14 protein-coding genes are annotated in these 22,455 nt (G+C 33.9%); 7 read left to right on the top strand and 7 right to left on the bottom strand.

Features of this window, described 5'->3' with window-relative positions; translation table 11 throughout:
• Positions 1–79: 79 nt before the first annotated feature.
• From A8975_RS01675 to A8975_RS01705, 7 genes are all read right to left on the bottom strand, one after another.
• Positions 80–373, bottom strand: coding sequence for a F0F1 ATP synthase subunit epsilon (locus A8975_RS01675; RefSeq protein WP_129759603.1), 294 nt, complete (start codon positions 371–373; stop codon positions 80–82).
• A gap of 60 nt (positions 374–433) precedes the next feature.
• Positions 434–1,942, bottom strand: a complete 1,509-nt coding sequence (gene atpD / locus A8975_RS01680) for a F0F1 ATP synthase subunit beta (RefSeq protein ID WP_134198453.1) — start codon at positions 1,940–1,942, stop codon at positions 434–436.
• Between the two features lie 169 nt (positions 1,943–2,111).
• A complete protein-coding gene (locus tag A8975_RS01685) occupies positions 2,112–3,767 on the bottom strand; it encodes a G-D-S-L family lipolytic protein (protein ID WP_243832933.1) in 1,656 nt (551 codons plus the stop codon).
• Positions 3,768–3,771: 4 nt separating this feature from the next.
• Positions 3,772–6,519, bottom strand: a complete 2,748-nt coding sequence (locus tag A8975_RS01690; protein WP_131506240.1) for a TonB-dependent receptor — start codon at positions 6,517–6,519, stop codon at positions 3,772–3,774.
• A 190-nt stretch (positions 6,520–6,709) separates the two neighbouring features.
• The gene (gene glmS, locus A8975_RS01695) at positions 6,710–8,557 is read right to left on the bottom strand and encodes a glutamine--fructose-6-phosphate transaminase (isomerizing) (protein WP_134198455.1); all 1,848 of its coding nucleotides are present in this window, start codon (positions 8,555–8,557) and stop codon (positions 6,710–6,712) included.
• Positions 8,558–8,563: 6 nt separating this feature from the next.
• On the bottom strand, positions 8,564–10,168 hold the full coding sequence (locus tag A8975_RS01700) for a DUF4270 domain-containing protein (RefSeq protein WP_134198456.1): 1,605 nt from the start codon (positions 10,166–10,168) through the stop codon (positions 8,564–8,566).
• A gap of 101 nt (positions 10,169–10,269) precedes the next feature.
• Positions 10,270–11,073, bottom strand: a complete 804-nt coding sequence (locus A8975_RS01705) for a glycogen/starch synthase (RefSeq protein WP_131506237.1) — start codon at positions 11,071–11,073, stop codon at positions 10,270–10,272.
• 110 nt (positions 11,074–11,183) lie between these two features.
• Here A8975_RS01705 and panC point away from each other — a divergent pair, with 110 nt between their 5' ends.
• The 7 genes from panC (at position 11,184) to A8975_RS01740 (ending at position 22,449) form a co-directional block, all read left to right on the top strand.
• Positions 11,184–12,032 (top strand): pantoate--beta-alanine ligase, encoded by an 849-nt coding sequence (panC, locus tag A8975_RS01710; protein ID WP_134198457.1) that lies wholly within the window; start codon positions 11,184–11,186, stop codon positions 12,030–12,032.
• Positions 12,033–12,045: 13 nt separating this feature from the next.
• The gene (panD, locus tag A8975_RS01715) at positions 12,046–12,396 is read left to right on the top strand and encodes an aspartate 1-decarboxylase (protein ID WP_129759595.1); all 351 of its coding nucleotides are present in this window, start codon (positions 12,046–12,048) and stop codon (positions 12,394–12,396) included.
• A 3-nt stretch (positions 12,397–12,399) separates the two neighbouring features.
• Complete coding sequence (locus tag A8975_RS01720) at positions 12,400–13,353, top strand: lysylphosphatidylglycerol synthase transmembrane domain-containing protein (RefSeq protein ID WP_134198458.1); 954 nt, start codon at positions 12,400–12,402, stop codon at positions 13,351–13,353.
• Positions 13,354–13,391: 38 nt separating this feature from the next.
• A complete protein-coding gene (locus A8975_RS01725; protein WP_134198459.1) occupies positions 13,392–14,540 on the top strand; it encodes an alpha/beta hydrolase in 1,149 nt (382 codons plus the stop codon).
• Positions 14,541–14,589: 49 nt separating this feature from the next.
• Positions 14,590–15,951, top strand: a complete 1,362-nt coding sequence (radA, locus tag A8975_RS01730; RefSeq protein WP_134198460.1) for a DNA repair protein RadA — start codon at positions 14,590–14,592, stop codon at positions 15,949–15,951.
• 25 nt (positions 15,952–15,976) lie between these two features.
• Positions 15,977–16,561, top strand: coding sequence for a hypothetical protein (locus A8975_RS01735; RefSeq protein ID WP_134198461.1), 585 nt, complete (start codon positions 15,977–15,979; stop codon positions 16,559–16,561).
• A 296-nt stretch (positions 16,562–16,857) separates the two neighbouring features.
• The gene (locus A8975_RS01740) at positions 16,858–22,449 is read left to right on the top strand and encodes a GEVED domain-containing protein (protein ID WP_134198462.1); all 5,592 of its coding nucleotides are present in this window, start codon (positions 16,858–16,860) and stop codon (positions 22,447–22,449) included.
• The last annotated feature ends 6 nt before the right edge of the window (positions 22,450–22,455 follow it).

Here is a 22,455-nt window from a genome sequence, read left to right on the forward strand (position 1 = left end):
GGTTATTTTAATTAAAGCTACATAAAAAAAGCCAAACATTATTGTTTGGCTTTTTAATATTAAGAATAAAGAAATGTAATTAGTCAGCTAATACAATTACTTTATTGTCTTTCATTTCAATAGTTCCTGAATTAATTTTCACAGTTAGTATTTTGTCATTATCGTTATGAGGAACAACACTTGCATGTAGCTCATCAAATACTAAATGACTTTGTGTGTGAGTGTGGATTCTAATAGTTCCTTCTTTTAAAAGCGACACGATAGGAGCGTGGTCTTTTAACATTTCAAACTCACCATTAACTCCAGGAACAACAACAGAATCTACTTCTGATGAAAAAATTGTTGCTTCAGGTGATACAATTTCTAAATACATAGTTTTTTAGTTTGCAGTTGCAGTTTGCAGTCAATAGAGACTGACTACTGCCAACTAATTTTAAGCTTCAGCTAACATTTTCTCACCAGCCTCAATCGCTTCTTCGATAGTTCCTTTAAGGTTAAACGCTGCTTCTGGTAAGTGATCTAATTCACCATCCATAATCATGTTAAACCCTTTAATAGTTTCTTTAATATCAACTAATACACCAGGAATACCAGTAAACTGTTCAGCTACGTGGAAAGGTTGTGATAAGAAACGTTGTACACGACGCGCACGAGATACAGCAAGTTTATCTTCTTCAGATAATTCTTCCATACCAAGAATTGCGATAATGTCTTGTAATTCTTTATAACGTTGTAATAACTCTTTTACACGTTGTGCACAGTCATAGTGCTCATTTCCTAAAATATCAGCAGTTAAAATTCTTGATGTAGAATCTAATGGGTCTACCGCAGGATAAATACCAAGCTCAGCAATTTTACGAGATAATACCGTTGTTGCATCTAAGTGAGCAAACGTTGTTGCAGGAGCAGGATCTGTTAAATCATCCGCAGGTACGTAAACCGCTTGTACAGATGTAATAGAACCTTTTTTAGTTGATGTAATACGCTCTTGCATTGCACCCATTTCTGTTGCTAATGTAGGTTGGTAACCTACCGCAGATGGCATACGACCTAAAAGTGCAGATACCTCCGAACCAGCTTGAGTAAAACGGAAGATGTTATCTACGAAGAAAAGTACGTCTTTTCCTTGACCGTCACCAGCTCCATCACGGAAATATTCTGCTATAGTTAATCCTGAAAGTGCCACACGAGCACGAGCTCCAGGAGGCTCATTCATTTGTCCGAATACGAAAGTAGCTTTAGAACCTTTCATAGCAGTTTTATCTACTTTAGATAAATCCCATCCGCCATCTTCCATAGAGTGCATAAAGTCATCACCATATTTAATAATACCAGACTCTAACATCTCACGAAGTAAATCGTTTCCTTCACGAGTTCTTTCTCCAACACCTGCAAATACTGAAAGACCACCATGTCCTTTTGCAATGTTGTTAATTAACTCCTGAATTAATACGGTTTTACCTACACCAGCACCACCAAATAATCCAATTTTACCACCTTTTGCATAAGGCTCAATAAGATCGATTACTTTAATACCTGTAAAAAGTACTTCAGTAGAAGTTGATAAATCTTCAAACTTTGGCGCTTGTCTGTGAATTGGTAAACCTGCGTCACCAGCTTTAGGTAAATTTCCAATACCATCAATAGCATCTCCAATTACATTAAATAGACGTCCGTAAACATCTTCACCAATTGGCATTTGAATAGGAGCACCAGTAGCAGTAACTTCTGTTCCTCTACTTAAACCATCAGAAGAGTCCATTGCAATAGTACGTACAGTATCTTCACCAATGTGAGATTGTACCTCAAGTACTAGAACAGAACCATCAGGTCTTTTAATTTCTAACGAATCATAAATTTTTGGAAGTTCAGCACCAGCTCCGAATTCAACATCGATAACTGGACCTACTATTTGTGCAACTTTACCTGTAACTTTTGACATTACTTATGTGTTTAATATTATGCAATTTAATTGAATGAAAACACCTATTGTTTTCGCGCTGCAAATATATGAGTTTTAATTTAAAAACTCTATCATTTTTTCAGGCTTTTTAAGCATAAAAAAACACCTTCAAGTTGAAGGTGTTTTGTATAAGATTTTTTAAGATAGTTTATTGAAGTGTAGGAGAGTAATTTGTTGGGTAATTTCCAATGTTTACCAAATTACCTGAAGCTTCAAAGTTTGAACCGTAAGTAGCATCAATTGCTTTCATAAATTCATTTGCAAGTAAAGCATAACCTCTAGATGTTGGATGTACACCATCTAATGAGAACGCTCCACCTGTAACTAAATCAGAAGTTAGTGTAAAGTCACCATCAGAATATCCGCTACTAGCTAATTGCATCATCAATGAGTTAGCATCAACAAATGCTAAACCAGCAGATGTAGCAGCAGTCTCAAGGGTTGCATTAAAGCTTGCTGTTGCAGATGCGATTTCAGCTTGCTCTGTTGGTATTAATACCCATTTATCTTCTAAAGGTAAAGTAATCCCTTCGATTGCAAATTGATCTGCTAATTCGGCTGGTAAACCTTGACCTGCTAAAAAGCCAGCATAATCCATATTCACTTCACCAATCACTGAACTACTTGGTAAAACAAATAAGTCGTTTTCAGTAGCTTGTCTTGTTTGCCCATAAGTTTGCCCTAAAAGGTTAGCTACTAACTGTACAACAATAGGGTTACCACCATCTAAACCAAATTGTGCTATAAAAGCAGGGAATGTTGGACTTGCCATTAGTGCTCCTGTAATTTGAGCTGAAATATCATCTAAGCTTTCGTCTTTAATAACTACAGCACTTGCTTCAGTTTCAGAAAAAACGATAGCTCTTTCAGGTTGACCTAAAGCAACATAAATTTGGTTTATAGCACCGAAAATTGAGTTTAATAATGGTATTTGAGGACCAAAATCTTCATTTGTTGGGTCTAATGGGTTGTGAGGTACTGTAGTAAAATGTGGTATTGAAGTCACATCAGGAATGTTAGCCATTACACCTTTTGCTCCGCCAGAAGTTAATGTAGTTACTAGGGTGTTTATTGCAAAATCAAAAGTGGCTTGGTCAGTTATTGTACTTGAACCATCACCACCAGAAGTAGCATATCCTAAAACATCATTGTTACCAGCCCATAATGTAAAGAAAGTTGGTGATTGCGCCATTGCAAGTTCTAATACACTTGCATCAGGAGTAGCACCTGTCATTCTTATGAAATATGGGTTAGCAGCAGCAGGGAAATTAGCGATGTTACCATATCCTGGAGCTATTAAGTGAAAACTAGCTGCACCAGGAACTCCCATATTATTAAAAGGACCAGTTGGGTTGTTTAGTAAGAAATCAGTTGTTGAAGTTACAGGACCAATAACATCTTCTAGGTCTTGTGGAGCTCCACCAGTAGTTACTAATCTAGGCTTAAATAGTTGCTCTCCAGTTAAAGGATGAAAAACAGGAGTTCCGCCTAATATAAGACCTCCAATATTATCATTCATTAATGGTTGAGTAAAACTTCCACCTCCAGCAAAAGCAAATTGAGTTGCTAAAATATTTGGAAGTGAGTTTTCTTGAGATGCAATAAATAATGCGTTATCAGAAAATCCAGCAGTTAAAGAGTTTCCTAATGACACATAGTTAGAAAAATCTGCTTCGCCAGCAGTTAAAGCTGGTAACTCCATTCCACCACCATTAGATGAGTCGTCGTCATTTTCACAAGCTGTAAATCCTAATAATACAGCAAGTAACCATATATATTTTACTTTCATAATATTCTTTTTCATGTTATTATAAGTTGTTAATTGTCCAAGACACATAGTACATTGAACCTATATTACCAGTACCAATTGCTGTAAAGTATTCATCTCCTAGAATATTAGTTGCTCCTGCTTTAAATGTAGATTTAAAAGAAGGTACTCTAAGGTTGATTTGAGCATCTAAAGTATGGTATGAAGGAATCTCTCCGTCACCAAAAGTTGCTTGCCAGTAATAGTTGTCACTCCATCTCCAAGCTAAGTTAAATCCAAAGTTTTTAAATAAATCGGTATTACCAAAACTAGCTTTTACTTTATGTTCAGGTGTGTTAAAGTTTGTTCTAAAATCAGGGAATGCGTCTTCATCAAAATCTTGCTTAGCATAAGTATAGTTACCGCTTAAATCAAAGTCACCAAATACTTTAGTAGAAACTCCAATAGAACCACCAAATGCATTCACATCTGCAGGAGAGTTTGTATAAGTTTGATATACTTTATAATCTCCATTTGCTACAGCAGCTAGTGAAAGAGAGTTGTCACCAACTTCACCATATAACGGAGCAATTACATTTTCACCTGAAATGAAATCTTGGTACTTATTGTAATAAACACTTAAGTCAACAATCGTTTTGTTTAGTTTTCCACGATACCCTACTTCAAATGAAGTTACTTTTTCTGGCGTTACTAAATCAGAATTAGCAATCACTAAGTCTGCTGGGTTTTCTGATTGCGCAAATGCTTGAACAGATGTTGCAAGATATGAGTTTTCATAAGCTGCTCTACCTGATTGTTGAACTGTAGATGGTACACCTAATAATTGACCAGATGCACTAACGCCATATGTTCTTGTATAACGATCTAAGTTATCAGGAGCAGAACCAACCAATATTGCTCTACCAGCATCTAATCCTATAAATAAATCTTGAGTAGTTGGGTTTCTAAAACCTGTTTGGAATGACCCTCTAATGTTGTGGTTTTCATTGATAGTGAAACCAGCTGAAAGTCTTGGAGATAAGAAACCATCAAAGAATTCAGATTTGTCATATCTAATAGATCCTGTAAGCTTAAGTTTTAAATTCTCATTAAGGTCTAGTTGTTTTTGTAACTGAGTGTATAATCCATATTCGTTATAGTCAATATTTCCATCATAATCAGTATAGATTGTACCGAATGAATTTAAGCTGTATTGTCTGTAAGAACCACCAACTTGAATTTCTATTTCATCCCAAAGGTGGCTAAAGTTATAATTACCATCTACATGATAGTATTTAGAGGCATCTTGGAATTTTGATCCACTAGCAAAATCAGGGTTAGTAATTACATTATTAAATGCAGCTTGGAATTCTGGAGTTCCAGGTACTAATCTTCCAGTTTCAGCAGCAGCTCTAGCAGCAGCGTGTGCTTGAGTATCATTTGCACCACCTAAAGTTGCAGCAGCATATGTTTGTATGTATTGCCCAAACCAATCTTCATCACTTTTCCAACTTCTATTGATATTAATTCCTGTAAATACCATGTCATAAGAATCACCTGCTTTGTCAGATACAATATATCCTCTTAAAAAGAAATTATCGTTTTTAACTTCAATTTTATGTTGTTCTTGAGTAAACCCATTAATGTAATACCTGTTAGTTCCTTGGTAAATTGTTGAACCAGTACCTACTTTACCAACATATTGAATTTCGAAGTCATTAGCCCATGGACGATAGTATAATCCCCAATCAGCCTTTACACTTTCAGCATTATAATCAGTTAGGTCTTCTTCATTGTAACCAGTTCTACTAACAACAACATCTGGAATTATTCCTAATCCTCCAGAAGCAGCTCTGATGTTAGTTGCAACCTCATCACCATAAACATTGTATCCATCGTAACCTAGAGCATCTCTTGTGTCTCCAGTTCCTGGTTTACCATTGTAGTTATTAGCAGCCCAATCGGTTCCTTTTAACCAACCAAAATTTACTTTAGCAGCAAACTTGTCGCTAAACTTATAAGCCATTCTTATACCTGCATCTCTATAAGTATTGTCTCCAGCAGCATCTTGAGATGTCATACCTTGCTTGTAATATCCACTTATACCTTGATGGTCAAAAGGGCTTTTACTTCTCATAAATAGTATACCATTAAAAGCATTTGCTCCATATAATGCAGAAGCAGCTCCTGGTAAAAGCTCAACACTTTGAATGTCTGTTTCATTCATACCCATAAGGTTACCTATAGGGAAGTTAAGTGCAGGTGTGGAGTTGTCCATACCATCTACTAACTGCATAAATCTTGTGTTTGCAAAGGTTGCAAAACCACGAGTGTTAACAGATTTAAAGGTTAAACTGTTGGTGTTTACGTCAACACCTTTTAAGTTTTCAAGACCATCATAAAAATCTGCTGAAGCAGTATTCTTGATTTCTTTTAATCCAAAACGCTCAACAGTAACAGGAGATTCGAAAATTCGTTCAGGAGTTCTTGAAGCTGAAATAACAACTTCATCTAATGAGGTTCCTTCAACTAAAATAACTTCTACTGTTTGAGGGTTTGTGGTTATTTCTTTTGTTACTGTTTCAAAGCCAACACTACTTATTTGTATAGAAAATGGTGGCTCTTGATTGTAGGTTAGGGTAAATTTACCATCAAAATCTGAAATTGTACCTGTTGTTGTACCTACTACTATTATATTCGCTCCAGGTAAAGGTTGACCGTTATTGTCAGTCACAGTCCCTTTCACGGTAGTTTGTGCAAAGGAAACAGCACAACAAAACAGCATAAAAATCTTAAGAATTGTTTTCATGTATAGAGAATTAGTTAATTTATTAATGGCAATATAAATAAATATACGAAATTTTAATGCGTTTTTTTAAAAAAGTATGCACGCATAGTAAAATTTTGAAAATATTTAAGGGTTAAAATTGTGTTTTTAGCAATTTTGAACACTTAAACTGAGAATTTAACATTTGATATTTAGTAAAATAAGAGCAAATTTACTCTACAGTTACTGACTTTGCTAAGTTTCTTGGTTGGTCTACATTTTTATTTAGCATTACTGCAATATGATATGATAATAATTGAAGCGGGATTGTAGTAACTAATGGAGATAACGACTCTAGAGTTTCAGGAACTTCAATAACGTGGTCAGCTAACTCTTTTACTTGCTGGTCACCTTCAGTAACTATTCCAATTATTTTTCCTTTTCTAGATTTTATTTCTTGAATATTACTTACAACTTTATCATAGTGTCCTTTTTTTGTAGCAATGACTACAATAGGCATGTTTTCATCTATTAATGCTATTGGTCCATGTTTCATTTCTGCTGCAGGATAACCTTCGGCATGGATGTATGAAATTTCTTTAAGCTTTAGAGCGCCTTCAAGTGCAACAGGGAAGTTGTAACCTCTTCCTAAATACAGGAAGTTTTTTACATCTTTATAAATGTTGGCTATAGTTTTTACATAGTCATCAGATTTTAGAACTTTTTCCACTTTACTAGGAATAAGTTCTAATTCGATTAAGTGATGTCTATAGTCTGAACTTGAAATAGTTCCTTTTGCTCTAGCTAATCTCAAAGCAATAAGCGTTAAGACAGTAATTTGTGTTGTGAACGCTTTTGTAGAAGCAACACCAATTTCTGGTCCAGCATGAGTGTAAGCTCCAGCGTCAGTTTCTCTTGCTATAGAAGAGCCTACTACATTACAAACACCAAAAACAAAAGCACCTTTAGATTTAGCGAGTTTTATTGCGGCCAATGTGTCAGCGGTTTCACCTGATTGCGAAATGGCTATCACTAAGTCTTTTTCTGTTATAACTGGGTTTCTATATCTAAACTCTGAGGCATATTCAACTTCAACAGGTATTCTTGCTAAGTCCTCAAAGATGTACTCTGATACTAAACCTGCATGCCAAGAGGTGCCACAAGCCACAACAATAATTCTGTCAGCATTAAGGAATTTTTTCATGTTATCCTCAACACCAGACATTTTTATTATGGCTTCGTTGGTTCTTAATCGACCTCTAAAAGTATCTAAAATTGCTCTAGGTTGTTCATATATTTCCTTAAGCATGAAATGGTCATAACCGCCTTTTTCAATTTGTTCAAGGTTGAGTTGTAACTCTTGCATGTAAGGAGCAACAGGAGAGTCGTCTTTAATTTTCCTGATTTTAACTTCCTTATCTCTTCTCACTATTGCCATTTCTTCGTCTTCAAGATAAATGGCGTTTTTAGTGTATTCTAAAAATGGAGATGCATCACTAGCAATGAAAAATTCATCATCACCAATACCAATGGCTAATGGACTTCCTAATCTAGCAACGACAATTTCGTTAGGTTTGTTTTTGTCAAACACAGCAATGGCATAAGCACCTACAACTTGATTTAAGGCAATTTGAACAGCTTTACCTAGTTTTGTGTTTTCCTTTTTCATCACATCTTCAATCAAATTGACAAGAACTTCTGTGTCTGTATCTGATTTAAAAGTGTACCCTCTTTTTATAAGTTCTTTTTTTAAAGACTCATAGTTTTCGATTATTCCATTATGAATAATAACAAGGTTGCCTGAATTTGAATAGTGAGGATGAGAGTTTATATCGTTTGGAACACCATGAGTTGCCCATCTAGTATGACCAATTCCTAGAGTTCCATTTGTAGTTATTTCTTTTTCTAAACGTGCTTCTAAATCGGCAACTTTTCCTTTTGTTTTGGAAAGTTTTATATCAGAGCCATCATAAAGTGCAATACCTGCACTGTCGTAGCCTCTATATTCTAATCGTTTTAAACCTTTTAGAATTATTGGGTAAGCTTCTCGATGTCCAATATAGCCAACTATTCCGCACATAATATTTTAGTTATTTGGTTCGGTATAAAAGATTTCTAAATATACCTTTTTTTCTTCGTTTGTTGTGTTGTTTCCAAATAAAACAGTTCCTTCAGGACATATAATAGAACTACCAGGAATCCTATTAAAATCCTCATCATCAGTTTGAAAGCTATATTGTACTGTGTTGTTTTCAAAATCAACATTGCTGCTAACGGTTAACCCAAGCTTTACATTGGTAGAGTCGTTAAGTAAAATGTTGTTGATGTGTTCAGTGATTCTAATTTTATATTTTATTCCTTTTCCTAAATCATCAGAACCAGTATCTTCTCTTTGTAAAGCGCCTAGGTGATTAGCTTTAGATAAAAGAGGGTATGTTGTGTTAGTTAAGTCGTAGTAATAATCTATCAAAGGAGTTTGATTTTTTAAATCGTATAAATAAACTCTATCTGGTTCAGTTTCGTTGTCACCAATCATCATATCTTGGTCAACATAAAACACTAGATTTGCTTCGTTTATTAACCAGTTATTTGATTTGAATTCTTCTAGCTCAGGAGAGTCTCCATTTTCGTCTCCATTAAATAAATTAATTATAGCCATTGAGCCTTCACCTCCTTTTAAGTAAAGTTTTTCGTCACCATTAACAGCATCTCCATCGTCAAGAGGTATGGTGTATTCATTTTCAAGAATGTTAAACCTGTTACCGCTAAAGTCAATTGTATATGTTGAAGCTATTCTGTCTCCATCATCAGATATTGGGTCTTTGGTGTAATGTAGAGTAATATTAGCATTACTGCTAGCAAGATTTAAAAGAAGAAAGTTACCATCTCCACCAACAGCTTCGGCTTTAAAGTATAAGCCTCTGAAGTAGTCGCTAAAATTATTTTGATTTGTTAGTTCTGGTTCCCCTTCTTTATCAAGAATTTTTTCTTGCCAATAAGCATTGTCTAATTTGATACGTAAAGCTGGTTGTAATCTATCAGAAATTTCCATTTCTCCATCCTCGTTTTCTTCTTTCAATACGATTTGATCTGGACTAGGTTGGAAGTTTTCTTCAGAGTATAATAATTGTCCTTCAAATTCAACTGGATTGATTAGGTCAGAACTAGAAGTAGAAGCATTAGAATAGTAACGTTGGGTTATATCAAATTCAGAAGTTGGATCAAAGTCTCTTAAAAAATAATTGCTTTCATAAATTGATAAATCAATATAATTGTTGCTATATAATGAGTCTAACTTGTATGATGTAGAACCATCACTATTTACTTCTGTAGCAGTACTAAAATAAGGAATTGTAAGTACTACCGAGTCAAGTTCTATATTTTCTCCAAAATCTGGATCTAAAGTTGAAATGTTAAGTTGAGTTACAAAGCTAGCTGTAGTTCTACCATAAACAGGGTCGTTGTATACACCAAAAGGGTTTACTGGAAGATTGTTTGTTTGTACAGGAGGCAGCTTTTTGTTGTAAGCTATAACATCATACTGGATTTGGCTTGAATTGAAATGTGTAGCATTATCTCCATTTATGATATCTGAATCAATACTTGCAAAATCTTTATCACATGCAATAAATGAGCTTATTAACACTGTTAAAATAGCAATGTATTTCAGGGCAAACTTTATCTTTTTCATTTAAAATTTTTGTTTTTTGATTGTCAAATGTAACATCTTATCTTTTTTGATGCCTTTGGTTTAACAAAACTTTAGAAAGTGCTCAGTGAATTTGTATTAGTCTAAAACTGAGAATTATAAAACTCAGTATATGGTTCAGCAAACTCCTCTGGTGAAAAATAATCTAACACAGGTTTTTTAGATGCTTTTAAGTAATCTTCAAGCTCATTAGGAATTTCTTGAGACCCTTTAATCAAAGCATCTGAATGATCAATAGCAATTTTCATCAAGTTGTTATAATTAGGTGTGTCAAGTACTTTTACAATCTCTTCGTCAATATTGTCGAACTTAACTTTTCCAATCATGTTTTTATCTAACGTACCATCAAAGCTTTGATTATATATCGAAGTTATTATTTTACTTTCATTAAATAATGGTTCATTTTTATAAAACTCCTTAAGATATAAAGGCAGTAATGATGCCATCCATCCATTAACATGAATAATATCTGGTGACCAATTTAATTTTTTTACTGTTTCGATAACACCTTTAGCAAAGAAAATAGCGCGTTCGTCATTATCAGGGAAAAGATTACCATCTTCATCTGTTAAGGTTGCTTTTCTTTTAAAATACTCTTCATTATCAATAAAATAAACCTGAATACGTTCTTTAGGAATCGAAGCAACTTTAATTATCAAAGGCATATCTAAGTCGTTGATAACTAGGTTTATTCCTGAAAGTCTTATTACTTCGTGTAGTTGATGTCTTCTTTCGTTTATATTTCCATACCTAGGCATAAATATTCGTATTTGACCTCCTTGTTTGTTTACCATTTTTGGAGCCTCAAAAGACATTGAGGAAATTTCAGTTTCTGGTAAATATGGTACAACTTCAGAAGACACATACAATATTCGCTTATCTTTCATAAATCAGTTCGTTTTGGAAATTAAAAATAAAAAACATGCAAAATTACAAAAATTTATGCAGATTGCTAGTAAAATATTAAGTTTGCAAGCTGTTATTTTTTAGTAAACACGTGGAAATTTATCATAAAAAGCAAAATTTAAATCAATTCGTTAAAGAATTGAAAGCTCAAAAACTGTCCTTAGGATTAGTGCCTACAATGGGAGCTTTACACGATGGTCATTTGTCTTTAATCAAAAAAGCGCTTGAAAATAATGACAGGGTTGCTATTTCTATTTTTGTAAATCCAACTCAGTTTGATAACAAGGACGATTTAAAAAAATACCCAAGAACTTTAGAGTCTGATGTAGAGCTGCTTAAAACAGTATCTAACGATATTGTTGTGTATGCACCAACGGTTGAAGATGTTTATGGTGATAATGTAGCGTCAGTTAACTATACTTTTGATGGTCTAGAGCATGCTATGGAAGGTAAATTTAGACATGGTCATTTTGACGGAGTTGGTACTATTGTAAAACGTCTTTTTGAAATTGTACAACCAGACAATGCTTATTTTGGAGAAAAAGATTTTCAGCAATTAATGATTATCAAAAAGCTTGTTGAAAAGCACAATATTCCAGTAAATGTTGTAGGCTGTCCTATACATAGAGAAAAGGATGGGTTGGCAATGAGTTCTAGAAATACACGTTTAAAACCAGAATACAGAAACGCTTCTCCTTTTATTTATAAAACGCTATTAGCTGCTAAAGAAAAGTTTGGCACAAAAAGTGCTAATACAGTGACGGAATGGGTTGAAAAACAGTTTGAAAATCATGAGTTATTAAAACTAGAATATTTCACAATTGCTGATACCCAAACACTAAAAACAGTAAAACGAAAGTCAAAAGACAAAACATATAGAGCATTTATAGCTGTATATGCAGATGATATAAGACTAATAGATAATATCGCATTAAATTAATTACCTTTGCCTCATGCAAATTCAAGTCGTAAAATCTAAAATTCACAGAGTAAAATGTACAGGTGCTGAACTTAACTACATTGGTAGTATAACTATCGATGAAGACTTAATGGATGCAGCAAACATAATTCAAGGTGAAAAAGTTCAAATTGTAAATAATAACAATGGTGAACGCTTAGAAACCTATTGTATTCCTGGACCTCGAAAAAGTGGCGAAATTACTCTTAATGGTGCTGCAGCAAGAAAAGTATCAGTAGGAGACACGCTTATTTTAATTACCTATGCATTCATGGATATTGAAACAGCAAAAAGCTTTAAACCTTCACTAGTGTTTCCAGACGAAGCAACCAATTTATTAAAGTAAACTTTGACAGCAAAAACTAAAAAATTACTTCGCATAGCAATTCCAATTGCTCTTGCTGTATTTTTTGGTTGGTACACCTTTTCTAAACTACCTGTAGATACAATCATTCCTTTTGTAAAATCTGCTAATTATTGGTGGATTGCTTTTGGTGTGTTTTTAGGTATCTTAAGTCATTTATCAAGAGCATACAGGTGGAAGTATTTGCTAGAGCCTTTAGGATATACTACCAAATTACCTAATGGAATTATGGCAGTATTTATCGCTTATTTGGCTAATTATGGTATTCCAAGATCAGGCGAAGTATTACGAGCAGCAGTACTTACTAATTATGAAAAAGTACCATTTGAAAAAAGCTTTGGAACTATTGTAGCTGAGCGTATGGCAGATTTGGTAGTTATGCTTGGTATTATCTTGGTGACTTTAATCATAGAATACGATTTTATTTTAAACCTTCTTGAGCAATCATTTCAGCCTAAAAAACTAATACTATTAGGTCTTACAGGAATTGTAGTTCTATTTTTAGTATTCATTTATATCAAAAAAAGCAGTTCTAAATTTGCTGTAAAAGTAAAGACCTTCTTCAAAGGATTAATGGAAGGTGTGTTAAGCATTTTTAAAATGAAACATAAATGGGCATTTATTGCTCATACATTGTTCATTTGGGGAATGTATGTTTTAATGTTTTACGTTACTACTTTCGCTTTACCAGATTTAGATAAAGTTACAATTGGAGTAGTGTTGGTTGGTTTTATTTCAGCAAGTTTTACCATTGCAGCAACTAATGGAGGGATTTTTGTGTATCCTGCTGCTGTTATGGCTGCATTTACACTTTTTGGAATTGAAAAAGACCCAAGCTATGCATTTGGGTGGATTATGTGGGCTTCACAAACCATAATGGTTATTGTTTTAGGAAGTATATCGTTTCTGTACTTGCCAATCTACAATAGAATAAAATAATTGTTTACCTTGCAGTAACAATTTTTAATAGGCTAACCATGAAAAAACTTATCCTGCTAATGCTGTTGTGTTTTTCAGCAAACACAATTTATTCACAAGCGAATTACGAATCTATTTTTTCTGAAAAACTAGGAGAAGATAGACAGTTAAAAATACTATTACCAAGAGGTTATAGTGATGATGACAATAAAAAATATCCGTTAATCATTGTTATGGATGGGGATTATTTGTTTGAGGCAGTAGCTGGAAATGTAGATTATTATTCCTATTGGGAAGATATTCCTGAAGCTATTGTTGTAGGTATCAAGCAAGCCGATAAAAGGTTTGACGATTGTATGTATTCTGAACAAAATTCGCTTCCAATTGAAACTGGTGCAGCGTTCTTTGAATTTGTAGGTATGGAACTTATTCCGTATTTGAACAAATCGTACAAAACTGAAAACTTTAGAGTAGCAGTAGGTCATGGAGAAACCGCTAATTTCATTAATTATTATTTACTAAAAGATGTTCCGCTATTTCAAGCTTACATTACTATTAGTCCAGATTTAGCACCAAATATGAATGAGTATCTAGCTGAAAGATTTGGAAAATTAGAGAACAAGATTTTTTATTATTTAGCAACATCAACCAACGACGTTGGTTCAATAAAAGAAGGAACCGAAGCTTTAAATAAAAGTTTAACAGGCTTAGACAATAAAAACCTATTATATAATTTTGATACTTTTGAAGGACCTTCTCATTATGCTTTACCAGCTCATGCAATTCCTAAAGCTTTAGAAAGTATCTTTTTTGTATTTCAACCTATTAGTAAAAAAGAATATACCGAAAGTATCTTAAAACTAGACTCTTCTCCAGTAGAATACCTTCAGGAAAAATACACCACAATAAAAGACCTTTTTGGAATTGACAAGAAAATTCTTGTAAACGATTTTAGAGCTATTGAAGCTGCTATTAAAAAGAAAGAGCAGTGGGATTATTTTGAAGAATTAGGTAAAATTGCCAGAAAAGAATATCCTGATACACTTTTAGGACATTATTATTTAGCTCAGTTTTATGAACAAACAGGAGAACCTAAAAAAGCAATGAAAACCTATAGGTCTGCTTATATTTTAGAAGAAATAGGAGGCATCACAAAAGACTTAATGCTAGAAAAGGCAGATGAGATTAAAGCAGATTTTGGGTACTAAACTATAATATAAATTTCCTCTCCTTTGGAGAGGTTGTTAGGAAAGGTTAATGGCTAAAGTAAAAACGACATTTTTCTGTCAAAATTGTGGCACACAATATTCAAAATGGCAAGGACAATGTACAGCGTGTAAAGAGTGGAATATCATTGCTGAAGAACTCATACAAAAACCAGAAAAAAGCGACTGGAAAACTCCCGAAAAAGCATCAACAAAACGCTTGTCCAAACCGTTATTGATTAATGAAATTGATACAGCTCAAGAAGCGCGTTTAAACACTCAAGACCATGAATTTAATCGTGTTTTAGGTGGTGGATTGGTTCCAGGATCGTTAACGCTTTTAGGAGGCGAACCTGGAATTGGAAAAAGCACACTGTTGCTTCAAATAGCTTTAAAATTACCATACAAAACACTATATGTTTCAGGTGAAGAAAGCCAAAAGCAAATAAAAATGCGTGCCGAACGTATTAACCCAAACAGTAGCAATTGTTATATTTTAACCGAAACCAAAACACAAAACATTTTTAGGCAAATTGAAGAGTTAGAACCAGATATTGTTGTTGTAGATTCTATTCAAACATTGCATAGTGATTATATCGAGTCGTCTTCAGGGAGTATTTCTCAAATTAAAGAATGTACAACAGAACTTATCAAATTTGCTAAGGAAACTGCAACGCCTGTAATTTTGATTGGTCATATCACAAAAGATGGTAATATAGCTGGTCCAAAAATATTGGAGCATATGGTTGATACGGTTTTACAATTTGAAGGAGATCGTAACCATGTGTTTAGAATCCTTAGGGCCAATAAAAACCGATTTGGGTCTACTAACGAACTCGGAATTTACGAAATGCAAGGTTCTGGTTTGAGAGAAGTTACCAATCCAAGCGAGATATTAATTTCAGAAAAAGATGAAGCCTTAAGTGGTAACGCTATTGCAGCAACCCTAGAAGGTATGCGACCTTTAATGATTGAAGTACAAGCTTTGGTAAGTACAGCAGTTTATGGAACACCACAACGCAGTGCCACTGGTTTTAATGCAAAACGTTTAAATATGCTTTTAGCGGTTTTAGAAAAACGAGCTGGTTTCCGTCTTGGAGCAAAAGATGTCTTTCTAAACATCACAGGTGGTATTACTGTTGATGATCCTGCAATAGATTTAGCGGTTGTAGCTGCCATTTTATCATCTAATGAAGACGAGGCTTTGCAAAGCGATTTTTGTTTTGCTGCTGAGGTTGGTTTGTCTGGTGAAATACGCCCTGTTCAACGTGTTGAGCAACGTATTCTAGAAGCTGAAAAATTAGGGTTTTCAACTATTTTCGTATCTAAGTACAATAAAATTTCACTCAAGAATACAGTTATCAAGATTCAATTGATTTCGAAAATTGAGGATTTGGTTGATTTTATTGTTTAATAAATTTATAAAGATTTAATGTAAATTGAAATCACTTCTAACATACTTTTTCATTACTATTCCATTGTTTTTTTATGCTCAAACCCAAGAAGCTACTATTTATTTTAACGATGGGACTTCGCTTTTTGGATATGGTGAGATTTATCAGGAGTGGAAGATTAAATTTAGGCTAACTAAAGATAAAAAACCTGATGTTTGGACTGATGTAATGGTTTCTAAAATTATATTTCATGGTTTTGAAGAAGATGTAGAATATAGATATTTATACAAAAAAGAATTTTCTTTTCGACCATTTTTGTTGGAAGTCTTGACTGAAGGGGAAGTTACTCTTTATGCGGATGTGTTTAGTTCAAAGGTTTTTATCCCTTTCTTTTCAGGTAATGTAGCATCACTTAGAACAGTCACGCTACCTGTAGCTACTAAACTTTATGTGAAAAGAGATTCAGAAGAAAGTATTACCAGTATTAATGGTGCTTTCAAAAGAAAAGTTAAGGCGTATTTCCACAATTGCCCAATATTATTAGAAAAGGTAGATAATAATGAGTTTACTCGGATGCGTATTATAGAGCTAGTAAATTATTACAACGATTTTTGTACAAAATTAGACTAATATAAGAGTTTTTTGTAGGAATCCTACATATGAAAAGTTCAAATTAGGGTTTTAAAATCAAATTCTATCACTTCAAAATAGGATTTTTTGATTAAAATTTGGTGCTGTTGAGCTTTTTAGAGTTAAATAATCTTCATTATAACTATCTATTTATCAGTTTTTTTTCAAAGAATTGTACAAAAATGTCAACTTAATATATTTTTTTGTCATTTTCATCATATTTAATGGGTGGAAAGTGTATTACATCGATTTTTTATATACTTTCGTCGAGCAAATCTATCAAACCCTAACTAATAATGAGAAAAAACTACTTTATTGACAGTTTTAAGCTTGTTTGCCTAATTGTGTTTTGCTTTGGAGTTAAGGCTCATGCACAATACTGTACGCCTTCGTTTGCCGACCCTTCACAACATTTTATAAGTAGAGTTCAGCTAAATAGTATAGATAATTCATCAACCTACACCAGTACCTCAAATAGTTATTCAAGCTATACAGGTATTTCTACTGATTTAACGGTTGGAAATACTTACACTTTAACCATTCATACAGCTAGAGTAGATTCTTGGAGAGCTGCAGGGTATGGTGTTTGGATAGATTATAATAACGACAACGATTTCAATGATCCTGGTGAGCAAATATGGTCATTTGGTACTTCAACAGCTTCACCTCAAGCCACAACATTTACTGTACCAGGAAGTGCTGTTATAGGTAGTTTAAGAATGAGAATTAATATGGTGAGTTGGTATGAACCTGGAGCTTGTGCTGTTGATGGAGGTAATTTTGGAGAGACTGAAGATTATACAGTAAATATAATACAATCACCAGACCCTTCAGCAGCTAATGATTCTTTCAGTGTTTTGAAAAATAGCTCTACAGGGATTGATAATCAAATTGATGTTAGTTTAAATGATGATCTAGGTTCTGAAGGTGGTGATGCTGATAACTATTCTATAACAACAAGTCCAACAAACGGAATAGTTACTGAAATTTCAGATGGAGTTTTTGAATATGTTCCTAATACAGATTTTATTGGAACCGATAGTTTTACATATACTATTTGTGATGTAAGTAATGATTGTGACACCGCAACAGTAAATATAGGAGTGAACCTTGGTGCATGTGAACCAACAATTTCGTCAGGAGGTTCTCATTATATTACTAATGTCTCTTTAACTGGAGAAAATGCTACAGCGTTTAACAATACTACAGGTGATGATGGTGGTTATGGAAACTATACCCACTTACCAGCTGTGGAATTGTACACAGGAAACAGTTATACTATATCAGCATCTTTTGCAGGAGGAAATATAGGATGGGCTGTTTATATAGATTTAAATCAAGATGGAGATTTTACCGATCCTGGAGAAAATTTAGATAATACAGATGGGGAAGGTACTGGTAATTTAACGATGAACATACCAACTTCAGTTGTTACTGGCACTACCATTATGAGGGTTGGGGCAAGAAGATATTGGTGGTCTAATAACCCTTGTGGAAACACTGAAGGACACCCTGAAGAATTTGAAGACTATAAAGTTGATATAAAAGTAGACCCATTTTCACCTGCCGAAATAGAAGTGACAGGAAATAGTAACCCTATAGTTGATGGCTCTACAACGGTATCTGTTAATAACCATACAGATTTTACAGAATATGATATTTATGAAATACTTCCATTAGAAAGAACTTTTACCATTACTAATAATGGTGCTCTAGATCTTAGCCTAATAGGAGTTCCAACTGTTGATTTTTTAACTCCTTCGACCGATTTTAGTATATCTACACAACCAAGTCAAACCGTTTTAGGGCTTGGTGAGTCAACTACTTTTACCATAAGTTTTAACCCAACATCTATAGGTGTTAAGCAAGCTACAGTAATAATATATAATGATGATTCTGATGAAAATCCGTATACATTTTTAATTGAAGGTGAAGGAGTGCAAACATTTCCAGATACTGATGGTGATGGTGTGCCAGATAATGTAGATGTAGATGATGATAATGATGGACTTTCAGATGCTTATGAAAACGATACATGTCTTTTGTATCCTCAATCTCAAACAGCTGAAGTAATATTTTTAAATGAAGATTTTGGTTCTGGTACTACAAGACGCCAAATAAATGCCAACGTTACTAATGCCTCTACAACGTATTGCTATGAGGATGGTACGGGATCATGTCCTGCAACTTACAACCCTACAAGTGTTAATGATGGGGATTATACAGTTCATCATACAGTTACCAATAACAATGGTGTGTTAGATGATATTAATACAGACATTTCAGATTGGGCAGACGATTTTTGGTATGAAGGTCCAGATCACACTACAGGTGATACAAACGGTAGAATGGCAATTTTTAATGCTACCGAAGAACCTGGTATTTTTTATAGTTCTGTAATTAGTGGAGTAACACCTAATGTGACAATTGAGTATGGTTTTTGGGCTATAAATTTAGATAGAACAGATGCGCCAGATATTGAAACTAGAGAAAGACCAGAAGTATTGATTGAGGTTTTTGATCCTAACGGAAATTTAATTACATCAACTACCTCTGGATTAATTGAACCAACTGATGCTGCTAACCCAACAGGAGATTGGATAGAAGTAGCAGCAAGTTTTGTGTCTCCTTACTCTCAGTTTACGGTTGTTTTAAGCAACAACAATCCAGGAGGAATAGGTAATGACTTAGCAATTGACGATATTTTTGTTAAACAAGTGCTTTGTGATCTTGATGGTGACGGCATTGTTGACTCAATCGATTTAGATAATGACAATGATGGTATTCCTAATGTTGTTGAACTTCAGCTTGCTGATGGTGATAAAGACGCAACAGTTTTTAATGACCCAATAAATGTTTGGGTTGATGCTAATGGTAACGGACTTCATGATGCATATGAGTCACTTACTCCAATAGATACTGATGGAGACGGTGTTCCAGATTATTTAGATGCTGATAGTGATAATGATGGTATTTTTGATAACCTAGAGTATGACCACAAAGGAGATATAGATATTGATGGAGATGGAACTGGAGATGGAGATGATATTCCATCTGGTGACATAAGCGATGAAAAAGATGGTGATGGTATTTTGGCTATTATGGATTTAAATGATGATGGGTCAGGTAACGACCATGGTAGTAATGCTTATCCCGACCCTTTAGACTCTGATGGTGATGGAATTCCAGATTATTTAGATATAGATAGTAACGATGCATCTAATGACCCTTCAAATGGTAGCGATATTGATACAACTATTTATGCCTCATATGATGCCGACAATGATGGAATTATAGATGGTTCTCAAGATGATGATAAAGACGGTATTTTAGATTCTTTTGATACTGATAATACGGTTTATGGTTCTCCAAGAGACTTAGATTTTAAATACACGCTCTTTTTTGATGGTCGTAACGATTATGTTTCAGACAATGTTCCAGTAATAGGAGCATGGTCTAATGCTACACTTATGGCTTGGGTAAAAGTTGATCCAAATGCATCAGGAGTAATGAGAATTTTTGGACAAGAAAACATATTCTTAAAAGTAAACCCGTCAGGAACAATTAGTGCAGTAGCAGGAGTAACAACGCTTACATCAACAACTTCTTATTCAGATAATATATGGATTCATGTAGCGGCAACTTATGAAGATGGAGAAAACTTCACACTTTATATTAATGGTAAAGTTGAAAGTACAACATCAGTTTCTGGTACGCTTTCAGTAGGAACTACCGATTTAACCATTGGTAGGAAACCAGGTATTTCGGGTGAGGAAAATGTGCTTACTTCTGAATATTTTATGGGTGAAATAGAAGAGGTAAGGCTGTTAAACATTGCACTTCCTCAAGACCATGTTCAAAAAATGGTATATCAAGAATTAAATCATGATTATAGTTTTGATAGAGGAACAATAATTCCTTTAAAAATCTCATCAGACATTGGTCTTGGTTTAGTGAGGTATTACAAGATGGATGCTTATGTTGATGATATTTTAGACGATAAACTTACTCCTGTAAGAGACTCTGGTACAGGAGCAAAAATGTATAACATTAAACACATTTATTTTCAAACAGCACCAATGCCTTATGAAACTGTCGCAGCTGGTGATTGGTCAGCTACTGATACTTGGTTACATGGTGATGTTTGGGATATTACTGACGAAACAAATAATAAAGACTGGTCAATCGTTCATATTAAAAATGATGTTACAACTTCAAATAGACATGGTACTTTAGGATTAATCTCTGATGCAAACACAGAATTAGAAATCAATAATGACCAAGAATTATACAATACTTGGTATTTAAAACTAGATGGTTTTATTGACTTAGAAGGAGAATCTCAATTAACACAAAACGAGACTAGTAATTTGTTTGTTGGTGCTAACGGAAAATTGGAAAGAGACCAACAAGGAACCGAAAATAAATACACTTACAATTACTGGTCGTCTCCTGTACACTCAAGTGTTTCTAGCATACCAGTTGATGGCACTGAAACCTATACTATTGAAGATGTTATGCTTGATGGAACAGAAGCTTCTTCACCAGAAGCAATCACGTTTATTGGAGGTTATGATGGAAGTAATCTAAGTTCTCCAATTTCAATAGCAGAGTATTGGTTGTGGAAATTTGTAAACAATGCAGAAGGAGAGTATTCTGAATGGGAAAAAATTTATAGTAATACAGCCAATAAAGTTGGAGAAGGGTATACGATGAAAGGACCTGGTAATGGACCTGAAACTAATGACCATAATTATGTGTTTAGCGGAAAACCTAACAATGGAACTATAAATTTAGAGATAACAGAAGACAACGACTATTTGGTAGGGAACCCTTATCCTTCAGCTATTGATGCAGATGAATTTTTAAACGACAACCCAAGTACTAATGGTACTCTTTATTTTTGGGAACATTGGGGAGGAGGTTCGCACATTTTAGCGCAATACCAAGGTGGTTATGGATTGTATAATTTTTCAGGTGGTACACCTGCAATTAGTGACCAAGATGTAAGTCAAACAGGATCTGGAACAAAAACTCCTCGACAGTACATTCCTGTTTCTCAAGGATTTTTTGTTAATGCAATTTCTGATGGAAACATAATTTTTGAAAACGATCAAAGAATATTTGTAAAAGAAGGAGCTTCAAATACTAACTCTTGGTTTTTTAGAAACAGTCAATCATTAGAGACGAATAGTGTTGATTTTGTAAGTCAAGATATTAGGTCTAAATATAGAATTGGTGTTATAACTCCAAATAATTATAAGAGGCAACTTTTATTAACTGAAGATGAAAATGCAACATTGGGAGTAGATTGGGGTTATGACGGAAATCTTATAGAAACCAATCTTGAAGATGCTTTTTGGGTGATTGATAATAATCAGTTTGTAATTCAAGGTGTAGATAGTATTAACGAAACATCAGTTTTTCCTATTTCAGTAAAAGCCAATAACGAAGGAGTTGTAGAGTTTAAAATAGATGGTTTAGAAAATGTTGAAGAAGAAGTAAACATTTATTTGAAAGATTTTGACGCATATCATAATCTTGAAGAGTCTAACTACATAACTACAGTTACTCAAGGAATTACAACTAATAGGTTTGAAATTGTGTTTTCAAATGTAGTTCTTTCTACAGGAGAAGACTTATTAGGTAATGATATTAATATCTATTACGATTTATCCCTTAAATCTTTAGTAATACTTAATAACAAAAATAAGTTAGTACAAACTGTAAAAGTTATAAATATGCTAGGGCAGCATGTTATGACATTAGATGTTAACTCTAATAGCAATAAGCTTTCTGTCCCAATAAGTATAACTTCAGGAGCTTATATTTTTGAAATAGCTACAGAAACGGCAAAAACAACCAAAAAATCTATAATTAACAACTAAACCAAA

Source organism: Meridianimaribacter flavus, from assembly GCF_004366715.1.
GTDB classification, from domain to species: domain Bacteria; phylum Bacteroidota; class Bacteroidia; order Flavobacteriales; family Flavobacteriaceae; genus Gaetbulibacter_B; species Gaetbulibacter_B jejuensis.